Here is a 20,006-nt window from a genome sequence, read left to right on the forward strand (position 1 = left end):
CTACTCGCGGCCCGGCCAGGTCTTCCCGGCCCACGGGTCGTAGTCGGCGAGCAGTTCGCCCTGCTCCGGGCGCTCCGCCTCGGGCACATGCTGCAGATTCACCCGCACGCGGTACCAGAGCGAGCTCGACCCGCGCATGCCGTCGACGAGCACGTCGGCGGGTTGCAGCATCCCGGACACGGACGGATGCTGCGACTGCCACTCCGCGAGGGCTGCGAGCGCTTCGGGTTTGGTCTTGGTGCGGGCCACCTCGATGAGCGGCATGGTCGAGGCGCGCCGGCCCGAGCCGTCGCCGGCGCGCGGAGGCTTCTCGGCCGGGCCGAGCTGTGTCGCGAGCGCGAGCAGCCCGCCGAGCGAGCCGACGGCGTCGTCGATGCCGGCGTGCGGGTCACCGATCTCGGCGTAGCGCTCCGGCACCGTCAGCACCGTGAACTCCTCGGGGCGGCGCAGCCGCACCTCGTCCCACCCGAGCGGCGTCGAGACGCGGGCGTCCGGCAGCGGACGCACTGAGTAGGCGGATGCCACGGTCCGGTCTTTCGCGTTCTGATTGAAGTCGACGAACACGCTCTCGCCGCGCTCCTCCTTCCACCACCGCGCGGTCGCGAGCCCGGGCGCTCGATTCTCCACCTCGCGCGCGAGCGTCTCCGCGGCCAGGCGCACCTGCCGGAAGTCCCACTCGGGCCGGATGCGCACGACGATGTGAAGGCCCCGGGATCCGCTGGTCTTCGGCCAGCCGACGAGGCCATGATCGTCGAGCACCTCGCGGGCGACCATCGCGACGTCGACGATCTGGCTCCAATCCACGCCGGGCATGGGGTCGAGGTCGACCCGGAGCTCGTCGGGGTGATCGAGGTCTTCTGCGCGGACAGGGTGAGGGTTCAGGTCGAGGCAGCCGAGGTTGATCACCCAGGCCAGGCCCGCGGCATCCCGGATCACGGTCTCTTCGGCCGAAGTTCCGCGCGCGTAGTGCAGCGTGGCGGTGTCGATGAAGTCGGGGTGGTTCTCGGGCACGCGCTTCTGGAAGAACGCCTCCTGCGCGATGCCCTTCACGAAGCGCTTGAGCACCATCGGGCGCCCGCCCGCTCCCCGCAATGCACCCTCGGCCACCGAGAGGTAGTACTCGACGAGCGCGAGCTTCGTGATGCCCGGCTCGGGGAAGACGATCTTGTCGGGGCTCGAGATGCGCACCTCGCGGCCCGCGACGTCGATCGTGGTGTCTTTGCGCGCAGCAGGACTCACGCCTGCCACGCTAGCCGCAGGGGATGCTGCGGGCCAGCGTGGCAGGCGTGATAAGAGGCAGACCAGGCGCTAGAAGACCAGCACGGCCGCGGTGGCCTTCGATCCTGCCACTGTGTCGGAGCCCGCATAGCTGACCGTCAGGATCTTGAGCCCCCAGCTCGGGAAGCCGGCGACCTGCACGTTCGCGGTTCCGTTGGAGATCGTTCCGGTGCCGACGGTCTGGCCGTTGTAGCTGACCGTGACCTGCCCATCCACCGCAACGCCGTTCGCGACGCTCACGACGAGCACGTTCGAGAGCTGTCCTTTGCGGACGATGAAGCTCGTGTTCAGCGCGTACGTGCTGGATTTCGCCTTGGCCACCACGACATCGACCGTCGTAGACGACGGGGCGATGGTCGTGGATCCGGAGTAGGTCACCGTCAGGGTCTGGGTGCCCGGCGCAAGCGCCGTGCGGCCGAGCGTCACCGTGGCCTTGCCCGCCGCCAGCGTGGCGCTGCCGAGGGCTGCGCCCCCGGCATCCGTCACCGTCACCGTGCCCGTGGGCGTCTGGCCGGGGGAGGCGACGGTCACGGCGATCTTCGCGCCCGTCCCGTACTGCGCGGGTGCGGCGGTCGCGGTGACCGTGCTGGCGGGCAGGCTGACCTGGAGCGGGATGATCGAGCGGGTGCCCGAGGGTGCCGCGTCGAGGATCAGGTAGCCCGCACCCGACGCGGTGGTCGGCAGCGTGATCGACAGGGTCGCTGCACCGCCGGTCACGGTCGCCGTGCCCACCGGCACCGCGCCCACTCCGTCGGCGGACGGGCCGAAGGATGCGGTGAGCGTGGTGTTCGCCGGAGCGCCCGAGCTGGTCAGGTCGAGGTTCGAGACCGAGAACGACTGCGTCGATCCGGCCGCCGGCGACGTATTCAGCCCCGACACCGACACCCCGTGCTTCGCGAAGCTCGGGCTGACCGGCTGGTGCGCGCCGAGGTAGGCGATCCACGCGTCACGGTCGATCAGGCCCGAATCGCGCAGGTTCGTCGCCTGCGTGAACACGCGGAAGTTGTCGCCACCGCCGGACGCCGTCGTGCCCAGGCCCGTGAGGAACGTGAACGTGCCGATGCGGTAGGTGGTCGCCGGGTCGATCGGTGCGCCGTTGAGCATCATCGACGTGATCCGGCTGCCCTCGGGCAGGGCGGCGTCGAACGTGTAGGTGAAGCCCGTGTTCGTGCCGAGCTGCAGGTACGGCCGCGAGGGGATGTTTCCGGCCGCGTCGCGCTGCCACTGCTGCTCGAGCATGGTCTTGACCTGAGCGCCGGTCATGTCGACCGTGGCGAGGTTGTTGATGAAGGGAAGGATGCCGTTCGCTTCGGCGTAGAGGATCGTGCCGTCTGCGTCGGCGGCGTTCGCCGCGGACTTCGCGTAGAGCAGCTCGGCCCGGAGGCCGCCGGGGTTGACGACGGTGATCTGCGCGCCGCCGCGATCGGGTGGCGAGAGCGTGGCGAGCAGGGCGTCGGCGACGAGGTTGCCGAGCGTCGATTCCTTCGCCCGGTCGTCGCGGTTCGACGTCGATGGCGGGGCGGCCGGATTCGGGATGGCCGTGGTGATGTCGGCCGTGAGCGTGCCGACCGGCCGATTGCCGATCACGGCAGCGGCCGCGATCGCGTTGTCGACGGTCGTCTTCACCGCCTGCAGCGACGGGTACTGGCCGATGAGCGTGGCGGCGTCGGTCGTGACCCGCGGGACGTTCTTGACGGTATAGCCGCTCACCGTCTTGCTGTCGCGCTCGACCGTGAGCTGGATCTGGCCCACGTTCGTGGCGTAGTTGCCGGTCTGGAGAACGGGACGCGTCTGACCGGTCGTCGAGCCCGGGACCGGTGCCTGGTAGGCGTAGGTCTGGTGGGTGTGGCCGTTGATGATCGCGGCCACCTTGGGTGAGGTGGTGTTCACGATGTTCGCGAAGACGGGGCTGAGTACTTCATTGGCCGCCAGCGACTGCGCGCCGTCGGTCGCACCCTCGTGGACGCTGGCGATGAGCACGTCGGCCTCGCCGTTGGCCGGGTCACCGTCGGTGAGCCGGTCGGCGACGCGGTTGATCGCCGCAACGGGATCGCCGAACGTCAGCCCGCTCACGCCGCTGGGTGAGACGAGGGTCGGGGTCTCCTGGGTGACTACGCCGATGACCGCGACATTGAGGCCGCCGGCCTGGTAGATGCCGTACTCGGGCAGAGCGGGGGTCTCGGTGCCCGTGAGATACACGTTGGCGCCGAGGTAATCCCACTTGGCGTTCGTCTTGTTGGCCACGACGCGATCTCTCAGGTCGGCCCAGCCCTGGTCGAATTCGTGATTGCCGACCGCAGAGGCCACCATCCCGAGTTCGTTGAAGACGTCGATCGTCGGCTGGTCCTGGGCGCTGGCCGAGGTGAACTCGGAGGCCCCGATGAAGTCGCCCGCGCCGACCAGCAGCGTGTTGGCGCCGTTCGCGCCGTCCGCCGCGCGCAGACCCTCGATCGTGCCGGCGAACTGCACGGTGCTGCTGTTGATGCGACCGTGGAAATCGTTGACGGTGAGGATGTTGAGGGTGATCGGGTCGGCGGCCTGGGCGGGGACTGCGATGCCCACCAACGCGACCCCGGCGGCGAGCGCTACTGCGCTCGCGCCGACGCGCATCCCGGTTCTGCCACTGTGATTTCGAACACTGCGAATTGCCATCGTTCTGCTTTCGGTCCGGTGCTGCTGGGGGAGGGAGGCCGGAGCATCCAGACGAGGGAGCGACGTGAGCGTCGCGCGATGTCCGGCGCGATCGACGCTAGCCAGAACCTCGGCGACCTACAAGGAAACGGCAGGTTACGCGACGGGGTAGGCGGGGCGCGGTCAGCGGAAACGACGATGGGGCCGCCCTTTCGGACGGCCCCATCGGGAGGTACTGCGCGGTGATCCGGCTCGTGTCTAGTTGCTGCCGCGCGCGATGGCGAGGATCCGCAGGATCTCGACGTACAGCCACACGACGGTGACCATGATGCCGAAGGCGCCGAGCCACGCGTACTCACGGGGAGCGCCGTTGCGCACGCCCTGCTGCACGTTGTCGAAGTCGAGCACCAGCGAGTACGCCGCCATGATCACGACGACCACACCGATGATCAGTCCCAGCGGGATGCCGAAGATCTTGTTGCTCAGCAGGCCGAACGCACCGCCGGCGATCGGAACGTTGAAGATCATCAGGCCGACGTTGATGAGCGAGAACACGAGGTAGCCGATCATCGCGATCATGAAGACCTTGGTGGCCTTCTTGGATGCGCGGACCTTGCCGCTCGCGAAGAGCGCCAGCGTCACGCCGACGACCGAGATCGTCGCGAGCGTGGCCTGCAGGACGATGCCCTGGAACTGCACCTCGAAGAACGCGGAGATGCCACCGATGAACAGGCCCTCGAACGCGGCGTACGCGAAGATCAGCGCGGGGCGGATCTTCTTGCGCGACGTGAAGATGACGACCATCGCGAGCACGAAGCCACCGAGCGCGCCGACGATCCACGGGAGGATGTTCAGGGCGGCGGGCTGGGTCGTCGAGGTCCCGCCCAGAGTCCAGAACCATCCGACGGCCGCGGTGACCAGCAGGATCGCGAACAGGCCGACCGTCTTCCAGACGGTGTCTTCGATCGTCATCCGACCGGTTTCGATCGCTCCGGCGGGCGGGGCGGCGAAGGCGCCCTCGAGCCGGGCGTTGGCGGCGGCATCGACCGTCGCGTGCTGGGCCGACGCGGTCTGCGTGCTGTATGCCGCCGGCGGGGTGTTGGTCGGGTACTGCTGACCCGCCTTCTTGTCCTGGAAGGCCGGGTTGTTGAACGCGGGGTTGTTGAGGGCCACTGCTCTCACACTCCAAAGTAGGGTTTCACAGCCCTGTGCTGCATATCCACGATAGCCGACGGCCGCTCGCGGATCGCAGGCGGTGCCTGACAGTGCGCCCAGAGGCCGTGCGCCGTTAGCCTGAAGCCGTGGCCCGCACCCGACCGCTCGTGATCGGGCATCGCGGTGCCCCGGGCTATCGGCCCGAGCACACGCGCGCCTCGTACGAGCTTGCGATCGCGAGGGGGGTGGATGCTGTCGAGCCGGACGTCGTCGTCTCGAAAGACGGTGTGCTGGTCGTGCGGCACGAGAACGAGATCGGATCGACGACGGATGTGGCGCAGCATCCGGAGTTCGCCGATCGCCGCACGATCAGATCCGTCGACGGCGAGGCGCTCACGGGCTGGTTCGTCGAGGATTTCACGTGGGACGAGCTGGCCACGCTCCGCTGCCGGGAGCGCCTGCCGGTGCTCCGGCCCGGGAGCGCATCGTTCGACGATGAGCAGCCGATGCTGCGGCTGCGCGACCTGCTCGACCTCGTGCGGGAGGCCGGACAGGAGCGCGGGCGCCCGATCGGCGTGGTGCTCGAGATCAAGCACGCGACGTATCTCGCCGCGCTCGGGTGGGATGTCGCCGGACTCGTGGATGCCGAGCTGCGCGCCGCGGGCTGGGGGAGCGGTGAACTGTCGCTCGTGATCGAGTCGTTCGAATCGACCGTGCTCGAGCAGGTGAGCGAGCGCGGCATCGTCGCCTCGTACATCTATCTGCTCGCCGCGGAGGGACGCCCCTTCGACCTCGTCGAGCGTGACGGAGACGCGGCACCGACCTATCTGCAGACCGCCGCGCCCGCGGGGCTCGACCTGTTGGCCGGCCGGTTCGACGGGATCAGCATCGACAAGGCGATGATCGTCGGGTCGGCCGCCGGCTCACGGGTGGTCGCCGACGCGCATGACCGGGGCCTGCAGGTCTACACCTGGACGTGCCGGCCAGAGAACGCCTTCCTGACTGCTCGGTTCCGTCGCGGCGCGGCCGAGGCGGCCTTCGGCGACTACGAGGGAGAGTGGGCGATCATCCGGGATGCCGGCATCGATGGCGTCTTCGTCGACCACGCCGACCTCGGGGTGGCGTTCTTCGGCGGCTGACAGCATCCATTCGTCATGCTGATCGACGAGGGTCAGCGCAGGCCGAGCGCTCCCGAGATCTGCGTCAGCGCAGGCAGCACGTCGGAGTTCGCGGGCAGCACCTGCACGCACACATGATTCGCCCCGGCATCCAGGTGAGCGCGTACCGCGGTGGCGAGATCGTCCGCGGTTCCGTGTGCGACGATCTCGTCGACCAGTCGATCGCTGCCGGGCGCGGCGATGTCGTCGTCTGCGAACCCGCCGCGCTGCATGTTGGAGGTGTAGTTGCTCATCGTGAGGTAGGTGGCGAGGAATCTCCGCGCCGTCGCCCTGGCCTGCGCGACATCCGAGTCGAGCACGACCGTCTGCTCGGGCGCCACGATCGCGTCGGGGCCGAGCGCGGTACGGGCCTCGGTGGTCTGGGCGGGAACGGTGAGATACGGATGTGTTCCCGCGCTCCGGTTCGCGGCGACCTCGATCATCCGGGGCCCGAGCGCCGACAGCACCCGCGCGTCGGTGGGCACGCCGCGCTCATCGAGCACATCCAGAAACGCGTTCATGCCCGCTATCGGTCGCACCCGTTCCGGCGTCGCCTCACGGTGCCCCGTGCCGATACCCAGCAGCATCCGCCCGGGGTGACGCGCCTCAATGCGGTGGAATGATGCGGCGAGCTCGACCGGATCGGATTTCCAGATGTTCACGATGCCCGTCGCCACCACGAGGCGCTCCGTGCCGTCGAGAAGCTGCTCGGCCGCGCGGAGGTCTGCGGGGGGCGAGCTGCCTTGCCAGATCGCACCGTAGCCCAGTGCCTCGATGGATGCGGCCATCGAGGCGTCGATCGCGCTGTAGCCGCGCCAGACTCCGACGGTGCCCAGCGACCGGCTCACCGGTAGTTGGTGAACTGGAGATCGACGTCGAGGTCGGCGGCCTTGAGGAGCCGCTGCACTTCCTGAAGGTCGTCGCGGCTCTTGGACTGCACGCGCAGCTCATCGCCCTGGATCTGCGACTTCACGCCCTTGGGGCCTTCGTCGCGGATGATCTTGCCGATCTTCTTGGCATTCTCCTGCGAGATGCCGTCCTTGATCGTGGACGAGATGCGGTACTCCTTGCCGCTCGCGAAGGGTTCGCCCGACTCGAGGCTCTTCAGCGAAATGCCTCGCTTGATGAGCTTGGACTGGAACACGTCGAGCACGGCAAGTGCGCGCTCCTCGGTGCTCGCCTTGATGAGCACCGTCTCGCCGCTCCACTCGACCGAGGCGCCGGTGCCCTTGAAGTCGTAGCGCTGTTCGATCTCTTTGCGGGCCTGGTTCAGGGCGTTCTCCGCCTCCTGGTGATCCACCTTGGAGACGATGTCGAATGAGGAATCAGCCATGGCCGCAAGTCTAACGGCGGGGTCGGATGCCGCATCCTGCGACTCTTGCTGCGATCGCACATCTTCGACCGCCGCGGTGCCGGTAGCGTGAAGCGGATATGTTCCGCACGACATCTGCCCTGGCGGCGCTCGCGGTCGCAGCGCTCGCGCTGACGGCATGCACGGCGCCGCCCCCGGCGCCCGTCGTCGCTGCGGACGCGGCACCCGACGTCGGAGTCGAGCTGTTCGAACTGCCGTGGACCTCGGTCGCGCAGGAGTGCGAGACGACCGTGGGGCCCAACGGGTTCGCCTGGGTGCTCACCTCGCCCGCGCAGCAGCACGCGGCGGGCGATCAGTGGTGGACCTCCTATCAACCCGACGGGTACACGATCGACTCGAAGCTCGGCACGCGAGACGAGTTCGCCGACATGGTCACGCGCTGCAACGCGGCAGGGATCGAGGTGATCGCCAGTGCGGTGATCGTGAGCCCGCCGGGGGAGGGTGCCGCCGCAGATAAGGCGACCGCTGCGCCGTCGCCCTCGCCCTCGCCCTCGCCCTCGCCGACCGTGTCGCCGACGTCGGCGGTCGCGCCCGCGGAGTTCGTCGCCTACCTCGAAGACCTGCTCGCCCTGGGGGTCTCCGGCTTCCGGATCGACGGGGCGATCGGCATCGACGGCACGTTCGGCATCGCCGGCACCACGCCCGTCGCCGCCGACGAGGTGCAGGCGATCGCCGACGCACTGCCGTCGGGCACCATCCTCATGAGCGATCTCACCGACAGCGGCTCCGAGGTTCCCGTCCGGGAGACCTACGCCGGCACGAGTCGCATCTTCGAGTACCAGTACGGGCGCGATCTCAGTGCGCAGCTGTCCACCGGCGCCCTGCACGACCCCGCGCTGGTCGATCCTCGCTCCGCGCATGTGCCCTCGGCATCCGCTGTCGTCTTCGTCGACGATCACGTCTCCGAGCGCGGCGACGCGGGAATCACCTACCGTGACGGGCCGCTGTACCTGCTCGCGAACGTGCTCACCCTCGCCGACGACTACGGCACGCCCATGATCTCGTCGGGGTACGCGTTCCGGTCGCGGGATGCCGGTCCGTCGGCGTCCGCCGACGGCGACGTGCTGCCCGCGTCGTGCGCAGGGCTGACCGAGCCGCGCAACGGCCTCGTCGATGGCGACCGCACGTGTGCGCAGGCATGGACGGCCATCAGCGGCATGCTCGCCTGGCGTTCGGCCGTCGGCGATGCGCCACGACTGGCTGCTTCCAAGGGCGGCGATCTGTACGGGTTCGAGCGGGCGGGGCGCGGCGTCGTCGCCGTCAACCCGGGCGGCACCGAGGGGTGGGTGATCGTGCCCACCTCGATGCCCGACGGCGAGTACTGCGACGTCATCACCGGCGGGGCGGATGCTGCTGCCGACGGCGCGTGCGCGGGTGAGATCTACGAGGTCGACAACGGTTCGGTCACCTTCCACCTGCCCGCGCTGAGCGCGGCGGCGATCCATCTCGGCAGCCGCGCGCCCTGACGACGCCGCCCGACCACCAGATCGGCCCGAGTCGGTCGCCGAATGCCGCTCGGTGACAGCGCATGCCTGCCAACTGGCGGACATGCGCTCGCGCATCGACCATCTCGCAGACACGGTCGCGTTCCCCAGAACGACATGTCGGTGAGACGGCGATTTTGTCTGGCGATGTCCGCCAGCTGGCGGACATGCGTCGTCGATGCTCACGCCTGAGCGGCGGCGAAGGGTGGCGGCAGCATCCCTCGTTCGTAGACTTGCTGCAGACGCGAGGAGGTTGCATGCGCCCCATGACGGAGGAAGGCGTTCGCGAGTCGTTCGTCAACGCGACCCAGGACGACCTTCGCCTGGTCGCGGTAGCGCCCGATTTCGTGCTGACGGATTGGGACCATCTCGACTTCCTGGCGTGGCGCGATCCCCACACGCGGGGCCGCGGATACCTCCTCATCGAGGTCGACGGCCACACCGTCGGGATCGTCCTGCGCGCGGCTGAGACCACATCGAGGGCACGCTCGGGCCTGTGCAACCTGTGTCACACGATGCAGCCCGCCGACCAGGTGTCGCTGTTCACCGCGCGCAAGGCCGGTGACGCGGGCAGAGACGGAGACACCGTGGGCACCTACATGTGCGCCGACCTCTCGTGTCATGAGAATGTGCGGCTCGCCGCCCCGCTCGCGCCGAACGAGATCCGCACGAGCGTCGACCGGCGCATCGACGGCACTCGCCGCCGCACGGAGGCGTTCGTCGAGCGCGTGCTTGATTCGGTGCGGAGCGAGGCATGAGCGACCGCGTGGTGGTCATCGGCGATGCCCTCATCGACGAGCTGCGCGACGACCACGGCGTGCGCGAGTTCGTCGGCGGTGCCGCGCTCAACGTCGCGGTCGGCATCTCTCGACTGGGCGTGCCGGCGACCCTCATCGCGATGGTCGGCGACGACGAGGCGGGCGCGCACATCCGCAGCTATCTCGCCGACTTCGACGTAGAGCTGCTCGCCTCGCCCTCGCTCTACGGGTCGTCGCGCGCGGTCAGCGTGCGCTCCGGCGGAGCCGAGCCCCACTACGAGTTCAACGAGGCGGCACAGAACCGGCGTGTGCGATTCGGAGAAGCCGAGCTCGCCGCGATCGCGGATGCCCCCGTCGTCGTGGTCAGCTGCTTCCCGTTCGACGACGTCGCCCAGACGCTCGAGCTCGCCGCCGCCGTCGGCGGGGCGCGGCTCGCGATCGATCCCAATCCGCGGTCGGGGATGCTGACCGACCGCATCGAGTTCGTCCGCGGCTTCGAGGCGCTCGCCGCCCGCGCCACGCTCGTGAAGGTCGGCGACGACGATGCCGCGCTCCTGTACGACGCACCGCTCGACCAGCTGCGCGCCCGCCTCGTCGACCTCGGAGTCGATGCGGTGGTGGCGACGCAGGGCGCGAGCGGAGCATCCATCGAGGCAGGCGAGATCGTGGTCACGCGACCGATCACACACCTTGCCGGCGACGTCGTCGACACGATGGGCGGCGGGGATGCTGTCCTCGCCGTCGTTGCGGCAGCCCTGGTGGGCGGCGCCCCGGCCGGCGATGACGACTGGGGGGCGGTGCTGCAGTACGCGATGGATGTGGCGGCGGCGACCTGCCGGTTCGAAGGGGCGCTGCTGCGGCTCCCGTCTTCGCTGGAGGGCACCGACCTCGACCGCATCGGCACCTGACCGCGTCGTGGAACGCGAAAGCCCCGGCGCTGCGATTCGCAGCTGACCGGGGCTTTTCTCGAGTGGTGTACGTGGCGAGTGAGGGATTCGAACCCCCGGAGGCTACGCCGGCTGATTTACAGTCAGATCCCTTTGGCCGCTTGGGTAACTCGCCAGAACGCATCCGCCCGGCTTTCTCAGTCGATCGGAGGCGCGATCACCCATATTACAACGACTCGCGGAGTCGTCGAAATCGACTCCTCCCCAGGTCGGCCGGGTCGCGGCATCCCTCCTCGCTCGTGCGCATTCCTCCCGCTCGCGTTGTCCGCCGTGCCAGGATGATCGGGCGGGTGAAGACCCGCGCCGAGAGAGGATCGCCATGAGTGCGCCCGCCCCACAGCCCCCCACGCCGCCCGCAGACGGCGCGCCCACCTCGCTCATGCGCATCGCGATCTGGGTCGCGATAGGGGCGCTCATCGCGGCCGCTCTCGTCTGCGTCGTCTGGGTGCTGGTCGGCTCGGCCGATGGCATCATCGGGCGCGCCTTCCTGACGATCCTGCTGCTGGCGGCCTTCGCCGGCGTCGCGATCCTCGACGCGCACCTCGCACCGCGCCGCCCGGCGTGGTTCGCGCTGACGAGCATGATCGTGTGGGTCGTGACCCTGCTCATCGGGGCATTCATGATCTGGATGCCTGAGCCACCCTTCAGCTTCGGTGTGGGTCGGTTCTTCGCGTTCCTCGTCATCATCCTGATCCTGCAGCTCGCCGTGCTGCACGTGCGCCTCTTTGCGAGGTCGTTCCAGCGTCACGTCACGACGTTCACGAGCACGATCGCGTACATCACGATCGGATTCGTCGCGGTGCTCGCGCTCCTGCTGGTGCTGCCACTCATGCTCAGCGACTACGTCGACTTCGTGGACGGATACTGGCGGGTCGTCGTCGCCGTCACGATCCTCGCGGCGGTCGGTACGGCGTTGATCCCGCTCATGAACGTGCTGTTCGCGCCGAAGACTCCGCGCGTGCCCGTCTCCGGCCCGCCGCAGTACGCCCCGGTCGCCTGGCCGACGTACGTCGACGGCGCGACCCCGCTGCCTGTGCTGCCCGACGGCACGCCCGACTGGAACGCGTACTACACCGGGTACCCGTCCACCCCGCCCCAGGCGATCGCCCCCGTCCAGCCGGTGCCCCCGCAGTGGGCGGCTCCCGAGCCTCAGACGCCCACCCCCGTGGCGGCGCAGCCGGCCGCGGTGGCCACCGGGTGGGTCGCACCGACTACACCGCCCCCGGCCGTTCAGGCTGCCCCGCCCGCCCCGCTCGCCTACCAGGGCTACCCGCCGCCTCCGCCGCTCCCGCCGCAGCAGTAGCCCGTCGAGCCGGCCAGACCGACCCGAGAAACCACATTCCCGTCGAGACCACCCGCAACGCGGGGTGTCTCGACGGGAAGGTGGTTTCTCGGGCGCAGCGGCTCGGGCCGCGACGCCGCGGGCCGCGAGCGCGCGGTCAGCCCCCGAGCACCTCGAGGGCCGCCATCGCCGCGCTGTGCCCACCGAGTCCGCTGACGGCGCCGCCGCGACGCGACGCTGAGCCGCACACGAGGATGCGCGGGTGCGCGGTCGCGACGCCCCACCGGTGCCCGGGGGTCTCGAGCGGCTCGTCATCCTCGGCCCACGGCCACGACAGCGCACCGTGGAAGATGTCGCCGCCGGTCATGCCGAGCGAGTCCTCGAGGTCGGCGGTGGTGCGCGCCTCGATGCACGGCGCGCCGTCCGGCGCCTCGTACACACAGTCCGCGATGGGCTCGGCAAGGACCGAGTCCAGCGATCGCTGGGCGGCGCCCAGCAGCGCGACGCGCATGGCGACAGCATCCGCGCCCTTCACCAGCCGGTGCGGCACCTGGAGTCCGAACAGCGTGAGCGTCTGCGCGCCCTCGGCCCGCAGCTCCGGCCCGAGGATCGACGGGTCGGTGAGGGAGTGGTAGTAGATCTCGGCCGGAAGAGGATCGGGGATGCTGCCGCTCGACGCCGTCGCGAAGGCTGCGTCCAGCTGCGACATGGTCTCGTTGATGTGAAAGGTGCCCCCGAAAGCCGCCTCGGGTGCGACCGTCGTGTCGTGCAGGCGAGGAAGCCGCCGTAGGAGCATGTTGACCTTCACCTGGGCGCCCTCGGGCTCGTCGGCGTCGAGCGCCGCGGCGCCTCGTGCGTCGTCGTCGCCGGCCGCCAGCAGGGCCGAGAGGATTGCGGGCCCGACCCCGCTGAGCACCAGCCGCCCGTGGAACGTCGCGGGGTGCGCGCCACTCACCCGCACCTCGCCGTCGGGAGTGATGGATGCGACGGGCGAGCCCGTGCGCAGCTCGGCACCCGCCTCGCGGGCGGCTCTTTCGAGTTCGCCCGTGACCCGGCCCATGCCGCCGACGGGTACATCCCAGTCGCCGGTCCCTCCGCCGATGACGTGGTACACGAAGCAGCGGTTCTGGCGGAGGCTCTCATCATCCGACGAGGTGAACGTGCCGATCAGGCCGTCGGTGAGGGCGATTCCGCGGGCGATGTCGGTGGCGAGGCCGACGCGCAGCATGCCCCCGAGCGGCTGCTCGAACACCTGATCCCAGAGCGCGTCGTCGCCCAGTCGCGCCCGCACGTCCGACCGGCGGGCGAGCGGCTCGGTCATGAGGGGGAACAGAACGGGGCCCAGACCGCCGATGCGGCGCTGGAAGTCGGCGAACCGCTGCGCCTCTCGCGCGTCGCCGGTGGTGCGGGTGAAGGATGCGGCGGTCGCGTCGGCGTCAGCGTTGTCGACGAGGATGCCCCGCGACGGATCGGCAGGGTCGGGCGTGTACGACGAATATCGGCGACGGCGCAGCTCGATGCGCAGGCCCAGGTCGTCGATGATGCGTCGCGGGAGCAGGCTCACCAGGTACGAGTAGCGCGAGAGCGCAGCATCCACTCCCTCCCACGCGCGCTCCGAGACCGCCGCGCCGCCGACGTGGTCGAGTCGTTCGAGCACCAGCACGCTCTTGCCCGCTCGGGCGAGGTAGGCGGCGGCGACGAGCGCATTGTGGCCGCCGCCGACGATCACGACATCGTGCCTGGAGGCGGCGGACGAGAGGCGTGTGCTCATGCGCCCACGCTAATCGGATGCTGCCATCCCGCGCCCGCGCGACCGATAGCGTGAGGGCATGCCCGCCGTGGAAGACCTGGAGTCGCTCGCCGTCGAACTCGCCCGGGAAGCGGGCGAACTCGCCCGACGTCGCCGTTCGGAAGGGGTCGCGATCGCGGCGACCAAGTCGGCGCTCGCCGACATCGTGACCGAGGCAGACCGAGAGGTCGAGGCGCTGATCCGCGAGCGGCTCGCGGCAGCGCGCCCCGGCGACGGCTTCCTCGGCGAGGAATCCGAGGCGGAGCGCGGGACGACCCAGTTCACCTGGGTCGTCGATCCGATCGACGGGACAGTCAACTACGCGTACGGCATTCCCGCCTATGCCGTGAGCATCGCGGTCGTCTCGGGCGAGCCCGACCCCGAACTCTGGACCGCCGAGGCGGGCGTGGTGTTCGGGCCTGCGAGCGGCGAACTGTTCCGGGCGGCGCGTGGCCGTGGCGCGTGGCTCGACGGGGAACCGCTTGCCGTGAACGCGGAGCCGTCCGCCGCAGGTGCGCTGCTGGCGACGGGATTCGGATACGACCCGGCGACGCACGCCGGCGACCTCGCCCGTGTGGCACGGGTCATGCCGCTCGCGCGCGATCTGCGCCGCATCGGGAGCGCGGCGCTCGACCTTGCCTACGTGGCCGCGGGACGCCTGGACGGCTACTTCGAGCGCGGACTCCACCCGTGGGACCACGCGGCCGGTGCGCTCCTGGTCGTCGAGGCCGGGGGAGTCGTGGGCGGGGCGCCGGGCGGTCGCCCTGGGCGCGCGATGACGGTCGCAACAGTCCCCGCCCTCTTCGACGAACTTCTGGCAGCCGCGCTCGCCACGTGATTTCGCGGTTCGCCGAACTAATCGACGCGTCGAGGCCCGCTCGCACATGACATTCTCAGTGTCAACGGGGTAGTGTTTATCCGATCGTTACCTTTCGTCGCCCGAACGACGACCGGTGATCAGAGCCTGAAGTCCGAATTCGTTGCCCCCCGAGCGACCACGACCTGAGAGCCCCTCCGCTTGTCTTTCGATCCTTCCTTGGCTGATGCTGCGCCTACGCGCCGCTCCAGCCGCTCCCTTCCCGCGGCCCAGACGGCGCCGGCAGAGACCGCAGGGTCGTCGCGTGCAGAGCTCCGGCGCCGCGCGAGCGAAACCACTTCGGCCCGCCCCACCGTCGTCTGGGGTCGTGTAGCCGACGGCGCTCCGGCGGCCTCGGACACCGCCGCACCGCTCAGCCGCCGTACCCGCCGTGCGTCGGTCGAATCCACCACGGTGCCGGACTCGGTCGCCGACGCGCGGGCCGAGACGGCGACGAGCGTCGATGCCAGCATCCCGACACCCGATGCCCCGATCGAAGCCGACGCACTCGCGGTCTCGGCCGCCTCGAGCACCGAGCCGGCCGCACCGGCGAAGGCGATGAGCGACACGCTCGACGCCGAGGCGTTGCAGACTTCGGCGATGCCGTTCGAGCTGCTCGAGCCGGAATTCGAGCCGGCCGCCGAACCGCTGCGGGATGCTGCGACCACGACTTTTTCGAGCGCGACGGCGACCGCCACCGACGCGGGAACTGCCGACGAGGCCACTGCCGAGCACTCTGCGCTCGACGACTTCGAGCGGGCGGCAAGACTCTTCTCCTTCACGGGGGAGAACCCGATCCAGTCGCTGATCGATTCGCCTTCGGTCCGGGCCACAGCGAGCCAGACCACCGCGATCCACACCGCGCCGCACCGCAAGGCACGAGGCCACGGCTTGCGCCGGATGGCGACCGCGTCGTTCTCGGTCGGAGTGATGGGGCTGGTCGGGCTCCTCGCCGTCGGCATGACCACGCCGGCAGCCGCCGTCGCCGCCGCGACGGGCAACATCGCCCCGGCATCGGTCGTCGCCCCCGCCGGCGACGTGGCGGGCGCCGGCAGCGAGATCCAGGCCTACGTCGCGCCGGCAGAGGTGCAGAACACAGCCATCTCGCGTGACGACACGTTCGAGACCGGCACGCTCGTCGAGATGGCCGGTGTCGCGGGCATCACGCAGCCGTCGAACTCGGTCTTCACCAACAACCCCAACTGCCCGATCCAGTGGCCGTTCGCGGTCGGCGTCGGCATGAGCTACGGGTTCGGCATGCGCGACGGCGTCATGCACGAGGGCATCGACTTCACGCCCGGCGACGGCGCGCACATCCAGGCCATCGACCACGGCGTCGTGCGCATCTCGACCGACAGCGGCGGCAACTACGGCGTCATGATCGTCATCGATCACATCGTCGATGGCGTGCTGGTCTCCAGCCGCTACGGCCACATGCAATACGGATCGCGCCAGGTGCAGGTCGGCGACACCGTCGAGGTCGGCGAGTACATCGGTCGCACGGGCGACACCGGCTACTCGTTCGGATCGCACACGCACTTCGAGATCCTGGCCGGCGGCACCACCGCGATCGACCCGCTGCCGTGGTTGCAGCAGCACACCGTGTGCTGACCTGAATTCTTGACGACGGCGCGCCTCTGGTATTCTCTTCTAGTTGCCCGGGCTCGCCCGGGAATGCCCCGATAGCTCAGTGGTAGAGCACTTCCATGGTAAGGAAGGGGTCGACAGTTCAATCCTGTCTCGGGGCTCGGAGCTTCCGTTTCGACCGCGGATGCTGTGCGGCGGGGTAGCTCAGTTGGTGAGAGCGCACGACTCATAATCGTGAGGTCGCGGGTTCAAGCCCCGCTCCCGCTACCAGACTAATCCCACTCGAACGAATGACCTTGAGATAAAGGTTTGTAGGTTCGATAGAAGAAGCGCCGGAGATCTCTCCGGCGTTTTTTTCTTTGGTCGCGCTGTGAAGGACGGCGTCGCGGATTTCAGCGGGGAGCGGCTGGAATTCGCGCTGGACAGTGACGTGGTGGCCATCGTCGTCGACCCAGATGCGGGTAAAGAAGGCGGCGAGGAGCTTGCGCTTGATGGCCCCGTCGGCGCTGGTGAAGAGTGCGTCCGGTCGTTCCATGAGGTCGAGGTAGCTGAGCACCATGTTGGTGCGCTGGTAGAGCTGCTCGTCTGTGGTGGCGAGAGCATTCTTGAGCTGGTGCTTCTTGACCTGCACTTCGCGCAGGCGACGACGAAGCGTGTCGGTGGCAAGTGAACCATCGGGAACGAGGTCGACGAGACGCTCTTCCTTGACGTCGAGCTTCTTGAGCTCTTTGGCCAGCCGGAGTTGCTGTTCCTTCTGCGACGCCAGCAACGTGTCGAGCGCCTGAGAAACGTAGTCTCTCGCTTCAGTGAGCTGCTCTGATGAGAACGCAGGGTCGTGAACTCGCGGGCAACGTAACGTCCGGTCGGCCTCCATCCAGCTGCGAGACATCGAACACGGCCTCGACACGGTTCGGGACAAACGCGTTGAACGTCGGCATTAGGGCCGCCGTCATCGTATTCTCATTGCCCCCGCTGAGCAGCACATGCGCGAGGCGGATCTGGGTTCCGTGCTCGGTGGGAGGCACGCTTTGACCCTATCGACGCGAAGACCCGGTCACCGGATTGCGAGCCGACGGATTATCGGAAGCCCACGCAAGCAGCACTCGCCCATCGCGTGACGATGTTCCGGATGGCCGAATCTGTCGCAACAATGGTGGACGGGCGTACGCGCACTGGTGGGCGATCGAGGAACAGCTCGCGAAGCAACCGCCGCGCTTGCATGTCCGCGCCGCGAATCATCTCAAAGAAGTACTTAAGCGCACCCAGGCGCGCGCACAGCTGAAAAATCTTGAGGATTTCATTACCAGTTTGTGATTTGCCTGTGTGTAGCTTATGTCCTACCTGGGAGTCAGGTCCGAAGAATTCGCGCGCCGAGGCCGCCGCGGAGTAGGAGATTGCGTGAACCGCTGGACCTGGGTGCGGGCTACCGCACTGTCTGCTGCCGGGATTCTGATCGTGAGTTTGCTCCAGGTTGTGCCTGCCACTGCGGACACACCCGATGATCAGGACACCTCCAGCGTTCTAGACCTTCCTGCTCTTCCCTCGGGGTCACCTGTCGACCAGACACCCGACATGCCGGTCGGTGAATTCACGGGTCCAGAGGAAATTCCTCAGCCGGTACAGACGATGGATCCGAATCCGAAGGTGATTGAGGCTCCGGATCTCGCCACTAGCACGGTCGATAAGGCCGGTTTGTCTGTTGAGTCGATGACCGAGAACACCACGACGTACAAGCGCGCGGATGGTGCGAACGTCCAGCGCATTTCACAGGAGCCGCTGAACGTTCGTCTCGACGACGGGAAGTGGTCCGAGATCTCGACGGACGTCCAGAAGGTCGACGGGGGTTGGCAGGTTCCTGTGCACCCGCTACGTCCTCGCTTCGCGGATCGCGCGGACCGTGACGACGCGGTCACAGTAACGAGCCAAGGTCATTTGGTCTCTTTTGCGCTCACTGGTATTGGCGCGGGCCGGACGGAGTCGCCCTTCTGGCCGTGGGACGAGAAGGACACGCTGGCGTACCGAGGCGTCGCCGCTGGGACGGACCTCGAGTACGACATTCAGGCTGGCGCGGTCAAAGAGACTGTCGTGCTGAACGAGGTCCCGTCGCGTGCAAAGCCGTCATGGACGTGGCGGATGTCTCTCGGCGACTTGACGCCAAAGCTCGTCGATGGCGACGCGGTACAGCTCCTTGACCGTAGCGGCGCAGTCGTGATGATGATCCCGACCCCGTTCGCGGAGGATTCGTCGGGCATCGATGGGGAACGCTCGCCTGCAACCAGCGCCCTCAAGGTGACGCTTTCACGGGGCGTCGGGGTGAACGTGTGGCGGTACACGATCTCCGCAGACGCGGAGTGGCTCAAGAGCAAGGACCGCGTGTACCCTGTCCGCATCGACCCGACGTTCAATGTCGGACCGTATATCCGGGAAGCGTACAAGTCGGACGGCACGCACTTCAGCGGTGTGCTGCACGTCGGCAATACACGTGAGAACTACACGAACCGCTATTGGCGTTCTATCGTTGGCTTCGACTACGGCGGCATCCCGGGGAACTTCATCGCCGGCGCGCAGATCGGAATCGGCTATGCCGGATACGGCACCACGTCGCCGATGTACGGCAACGTCCGCCATGCGAGCGCATTCGACTACAACGGCACCGGTTCGTACGTCACCGACTACACGCTAGGTACAGGCTGGATCGATACCGGAGGCTGGGCGGTCGCGCAGCGGCTCGCCGATAGGTTCGCGGTCGGTGACCGCCCAGCGTGGATGATCAGTGGCGACGAGGGCAGCACATATTCGCACAAGCAGATCGACGCCGACATCTGGATCGAGTACTGGGGATATCCCACCCCATACACGGGTGCGCCTGCGAACGGCGCCGTCGTTGGCCTCACGCCGACGCTGAACGCGTCCGCGTCGAACCCGGGTGGACGCGGCCAGGCGTTCGGCTTCGACATTTCGACGGACTCGACGTTCACGAATACCTCGGTGAGCATGGGCTCGGGATGGGTGTCGGATCTACCTGGCAGGTACCGGACGGGTTCTTGCGCCCCGGTACGCAGTATTTCTGGCGCGCATGGGTGTACGACGATGCGAATGGACATCTCGGACAGTCGACAATGCGCATCAGCGGGGCGTCTTCCTTCACGACGAACCAGGTACCTACCGTGTCGGAGTCGACGGCGTCGCCGGGAACATCGACCGGTGTGCCCCAGACGCTCACCACTTTGACTCCCGAGTTGCAGGTCGGGGCGGTCACCGACACCGACTCGGTCAACGATGGTCAGCCGATCAGATACCGCTTCAAGATCGCGTCGGGCCCGGATGGCAAGTCTGGTGCCGTCGTGACTTCGGGGTGGGTCAACGCGGTCAGCAATGTCGCGAAGTGGACCGTTCCTGAGGGGACGCTGCAGGACGGCGGCGTCTACACGTGGCTAGTCCAGACTTGGGATGGCCGCGATGAGAACAAGTTCAACACGTGGACCAAGAAGGTGAAGGTTGATCTACGTCTCGGGGCCACCGGCCCGTCGCCGTTCGATAGTTCCGGGCCCGTGACGGTGAACTTGGCGAATGGCAACGCGAATCTTTCGTTCGCGTCGCCGACGGTGCAGACGCTGGGTGGCCCGATGGGGATGTCGTTCAGCTACAACTCTCAGAGCGTGTCAAATGGTGTGTGTAAGGGGTGGGTCTCCTTATGAAAGGAAACACAC

16 protein-coding genes and 3 tRNA genes are annotated in these 20,006 nt (G+C 68.2%); 12 read left to right on the top strand and 7 right to left on the bottom strand.

What is annotated here, in order from left to right; all coding sequences use genetic code 11:
• The 3 genes from ligD to ACFE6Z_RS11920 all read right to left on the bottom strand — a co-directional run bounded on the left by ligD (position 1) and on the right by ACFE6Z_RS11920 (position 5,082).
• The gene (gene ligD / locus ACFE6Z_RS11910; protein ID WP_375385904.1) at positions 1 to 1,239 is read right to left on the bottom strand and encodes a non-homologous end-joining DNA ligase; all 1,239 of its coding nucleotides are present in this window, start codon (positions 1,237 to 1,239) and stop codon (positions 1 to 3) included.
• Positions 1,240 to 1,308: 69 nt separating this feature from the next.
• Entirely contained in the window at positions 1,309 to 3,888 is a 2,580-nt protein-coding gene (locus ACFE6Z_RS11915; RefSeq protein ID WP_375385905.1) for a 5'-nucleotidase C-terminal domain-containing protein, read from the bottom strand.
• Positions 3,889 to 4,167: 279 nt separating this feature from the next.
• Positions 4,168 to 5,082 carry a Bax inhibitor-1/YccA family protein gene (locus ACFE6Z_RS11920; RefSeq protein ID WP_375385924.1) on the bottom strand — a complete coding sequence of 305 codons (915 nt, stop codon included), beginning with the start codon at positions 5,080 to 5,082 and terminating at the stop codon, positions 4,168 to 4,170.
• 128 nt (positions 5,083 to 5,210) lie between these two features.
• On the opposite strand from ACFE6Z_RS11920, the gene ACFE6Z_RS11925 reads away from it, so the two are divergent.
• Entirely contained in the window at positions 5,211 to 6,203 is a 993-nt protein-coding gene (locus tag ACFE6Z_RS11925) for a glycerophosphodiester phosphodiesterase family protein (protein ID WP_375385906.1), read from the top strand.
• Positions 6,204 to 6,235: 32 nt separating this feature from the next.
• Here ACFE6Z_RS11925 and ACFE6Z_RS11930 read toward each other — a convergent pair whose 3' ends face one another.
• Both ACFE6Z_RS11930 and ACFE6Z_RS11935 read right to left on the bottom strand, forming a co-directional pair.
• Positions 6,236 to 7,069: an LLM class F420-dependent oxidoreductase gene (locus ACFE6Z_RS11930; RefSeq protein ID WP_375385907.1), complete on the bottom strand. Its 834-nt coding sequence runs from the start codon at positions 7,067 to 7,069 to the stop codon at positions 6,236 to 6,238.
• Positions 7,066 to 7,554, bottom strand: coding sequence for a YajQ family cyclic di-GMP-binding protein (locus tag ACFE6Z_RS11935; protein ID WP_375385908.1), 489 nt, complete (start codon positions 7,552 to 7,554; stop codon positions 7,066 to 7,068). The genes ACFE6Z_RS11930 and ACFE6Z_RS11935 overlap by 4 nt, the downstream gene beginning before the upstream one ends.
• Positions 7,555 to 7,652: 98 nt before the next feature.
• Between ACFE6Z_RS11935 and ACFE6Z_RS11940 the strand changes: the two genes are divergently transcribed.
• From ACFE6Z_RS11940 to ACFE6Z_RS11950, 3 genes are all read left to right on the top strand, one after another.
• On the top strand, positions 7,653 to 9,059 hold the full coding sequence (locus ACFE6Z_RS11940) for an alpha amylase C-terminal domain-containing protein (RefSeq protein WP_375385909.1): 1,407 nt from the start codon (positions 7,653 to 7,655) through the stop codon (positions 9,057 to 9,059).
• A gap of 275 nt (positions 9,060 to 9,334) precedes the next feature.
• On the top strand, positions 9,335 to 9,835 hold the full coding sequence (locus tag ACFE6Z_RS11945) for an FBP domain-containing protein (RefSeq protein WP_375385910.1): 501 nt from the start codon (positions 9,335 to 9,337) through the stop codon (positions 9,833 to 9,835).
• Positions 9,832 to 10,743 (top strand): PfkB family carbohydrate kinase, encoded by a 912-nt coding sequence (locus ACFE6Z_RS11950; protein ID WP_375385911.1) that lies wholly within the window; start codon positions 9,832 to 9,834, stop codon positions 10,741 to 10,743. Before ACFE6Z_RS11945 ends, ACFE6Z_RS11950 begins: the two co-directional genes overlap by 4 nt.
• Before the next feature lie 72 nt (positions 10,744 to 10,815).
• Here ACFE6Z_RS11950 and ACFE6Z_RS11955 read toward each other — a convergent pair.
• Positions 10,816 to 10,897 (bottom strand) — tRNA-Tyr (locus ACFE6Z_RS11955).
• A 204-nt stretch (positions 10,898 to 11,101) separates the two neighbouring features.
• On the opposite strand from ACFE6Z_RS11955, the gene ACFE6Z_RS11960 reads away from it, so the two are divergent.
• Positions 11,102 to 12,085, top strand: coding sequence for a hypothetical protein (locus ACFE6Z_RS11960; RefSeq protein WP_375385912.1), 984 nt, complete (start codon positions 11,102 to 11,104; stop codon positions 12,083 to 12,085).
• A 136-nt stretch (positions 12,086 to 12,221) separates the two neighbouring features.
• Here ACFE6Z_RS11960 and ACFE6Z_RS11965 read toward each other — a convergent pair whose 3' ends face one another.
• Positions 12,222 to 13,835, bottom strand: a complete 1,614-nt coding sequence (locus tag ACFE6Z_RS11965; protein WP_375385913.1) for a phytoene desaturase family protein — start codon at positions 13,833 to 13,835, stop codon at positions 12,222 to 12,224.
• A 58-nt stretch (positions 13,836 to 13,893) separates the two neighbouring features.
• On the opposite strand from ACFE6Z_RS11965, the gene ACFE6Z_RS11970 reads away from it, so the two are divergent.
• The 7 genes from ACFE6Z_RS11970 (at position 13,894) to ACFE6Z_RS12000 (ending at position 19,994) form a co-directional block, all read left to right on the top strand.
• A complete protein-coding gene (locus tag ACFE6Z_RS11970) occupies positions 13,894 to 14,691 on the top strand; it encodes an inositol monophosphatase family protein (RefSeq protein WP_375385914.1) in 798 nt (265 codons plus the stop codon).
• Between the two features lie 198 nt (positions 14,692 to 14,889).
• On the top strand, positions 14,890 to 16,320 hold the full coding sequence (locus tag ACFE6Z_RS11975; protein ID WP_375385915.1) for a peptidoglycan DD-metalloendopeptidase family protein: 1,431 nt from the start codon (positions 14,890 to 14,892) through the stop codon (positions 16,318 to 16,320).
• 65 nt (positions 16,321 to 16,385) lie between these two features.
• Positions 16,386 to 16,457: transfer RNA gene (locus ACFE6Z_RS11980), tRNA-Thr, on the top strand.
• 32 nt (positions 16,458 to 16,489) lie between these two features.
• A tRNA-Met gene (locus ACFE6Z_RS11985) sits at positions 16,490 to 16,566 on the top strand.
• 100 nt (positions 16,567 to 16,666) lie between these two features.
• Complete coding sequence (locus ACFE6Z_RS11990; RefSeq protein WP_375385916.1) at positions 16,667 to 16,966, top strand: hypothetical protein; 300 nt, start codon at positions 16,667 to 16,669, stop codon at positions 16,964 to 16,966.
• A gap of 728 nt (positions 16,967 to 17,694) precedes the next feature.
• Positions 17,695 to 19,527: a hypothetical protein gene (locus tag ACFE6Z_RS11995; RefSeq protein ID WP_375385917.1), complete on the top strand. Its 1,833-nt coding sequence runs from the start codon at positions 17,695 to 17,697 to the stop codon at positions 19,525 to 19,527.
• Positions 19,503 to 19,994, top strand: a complete 492-nt coding sequence (locus ACFE6Z_RS12000; RefSeq protein WP_375385918.1) for a hypothetical protein — start codon at positions 19,503 to 19,505, stop codon at positions 19,992 to 19,994. Before ACFE6Z_RS11995 ends, ACFE6Z_RS12000 begins: the two co-directional genes overlap by 25 nt.
• Positions 19,995 to 20,006: the final 12 nt, after the last annotated feature.

This window comes from uncultured Microbacterium sp., assembly GCF_964244775.1.
Classification (GTDB): Bacteria; Actinomycetota; Actinomycetes; order Actinomycetales; family Microbacteriaceae; genus Microbacterium.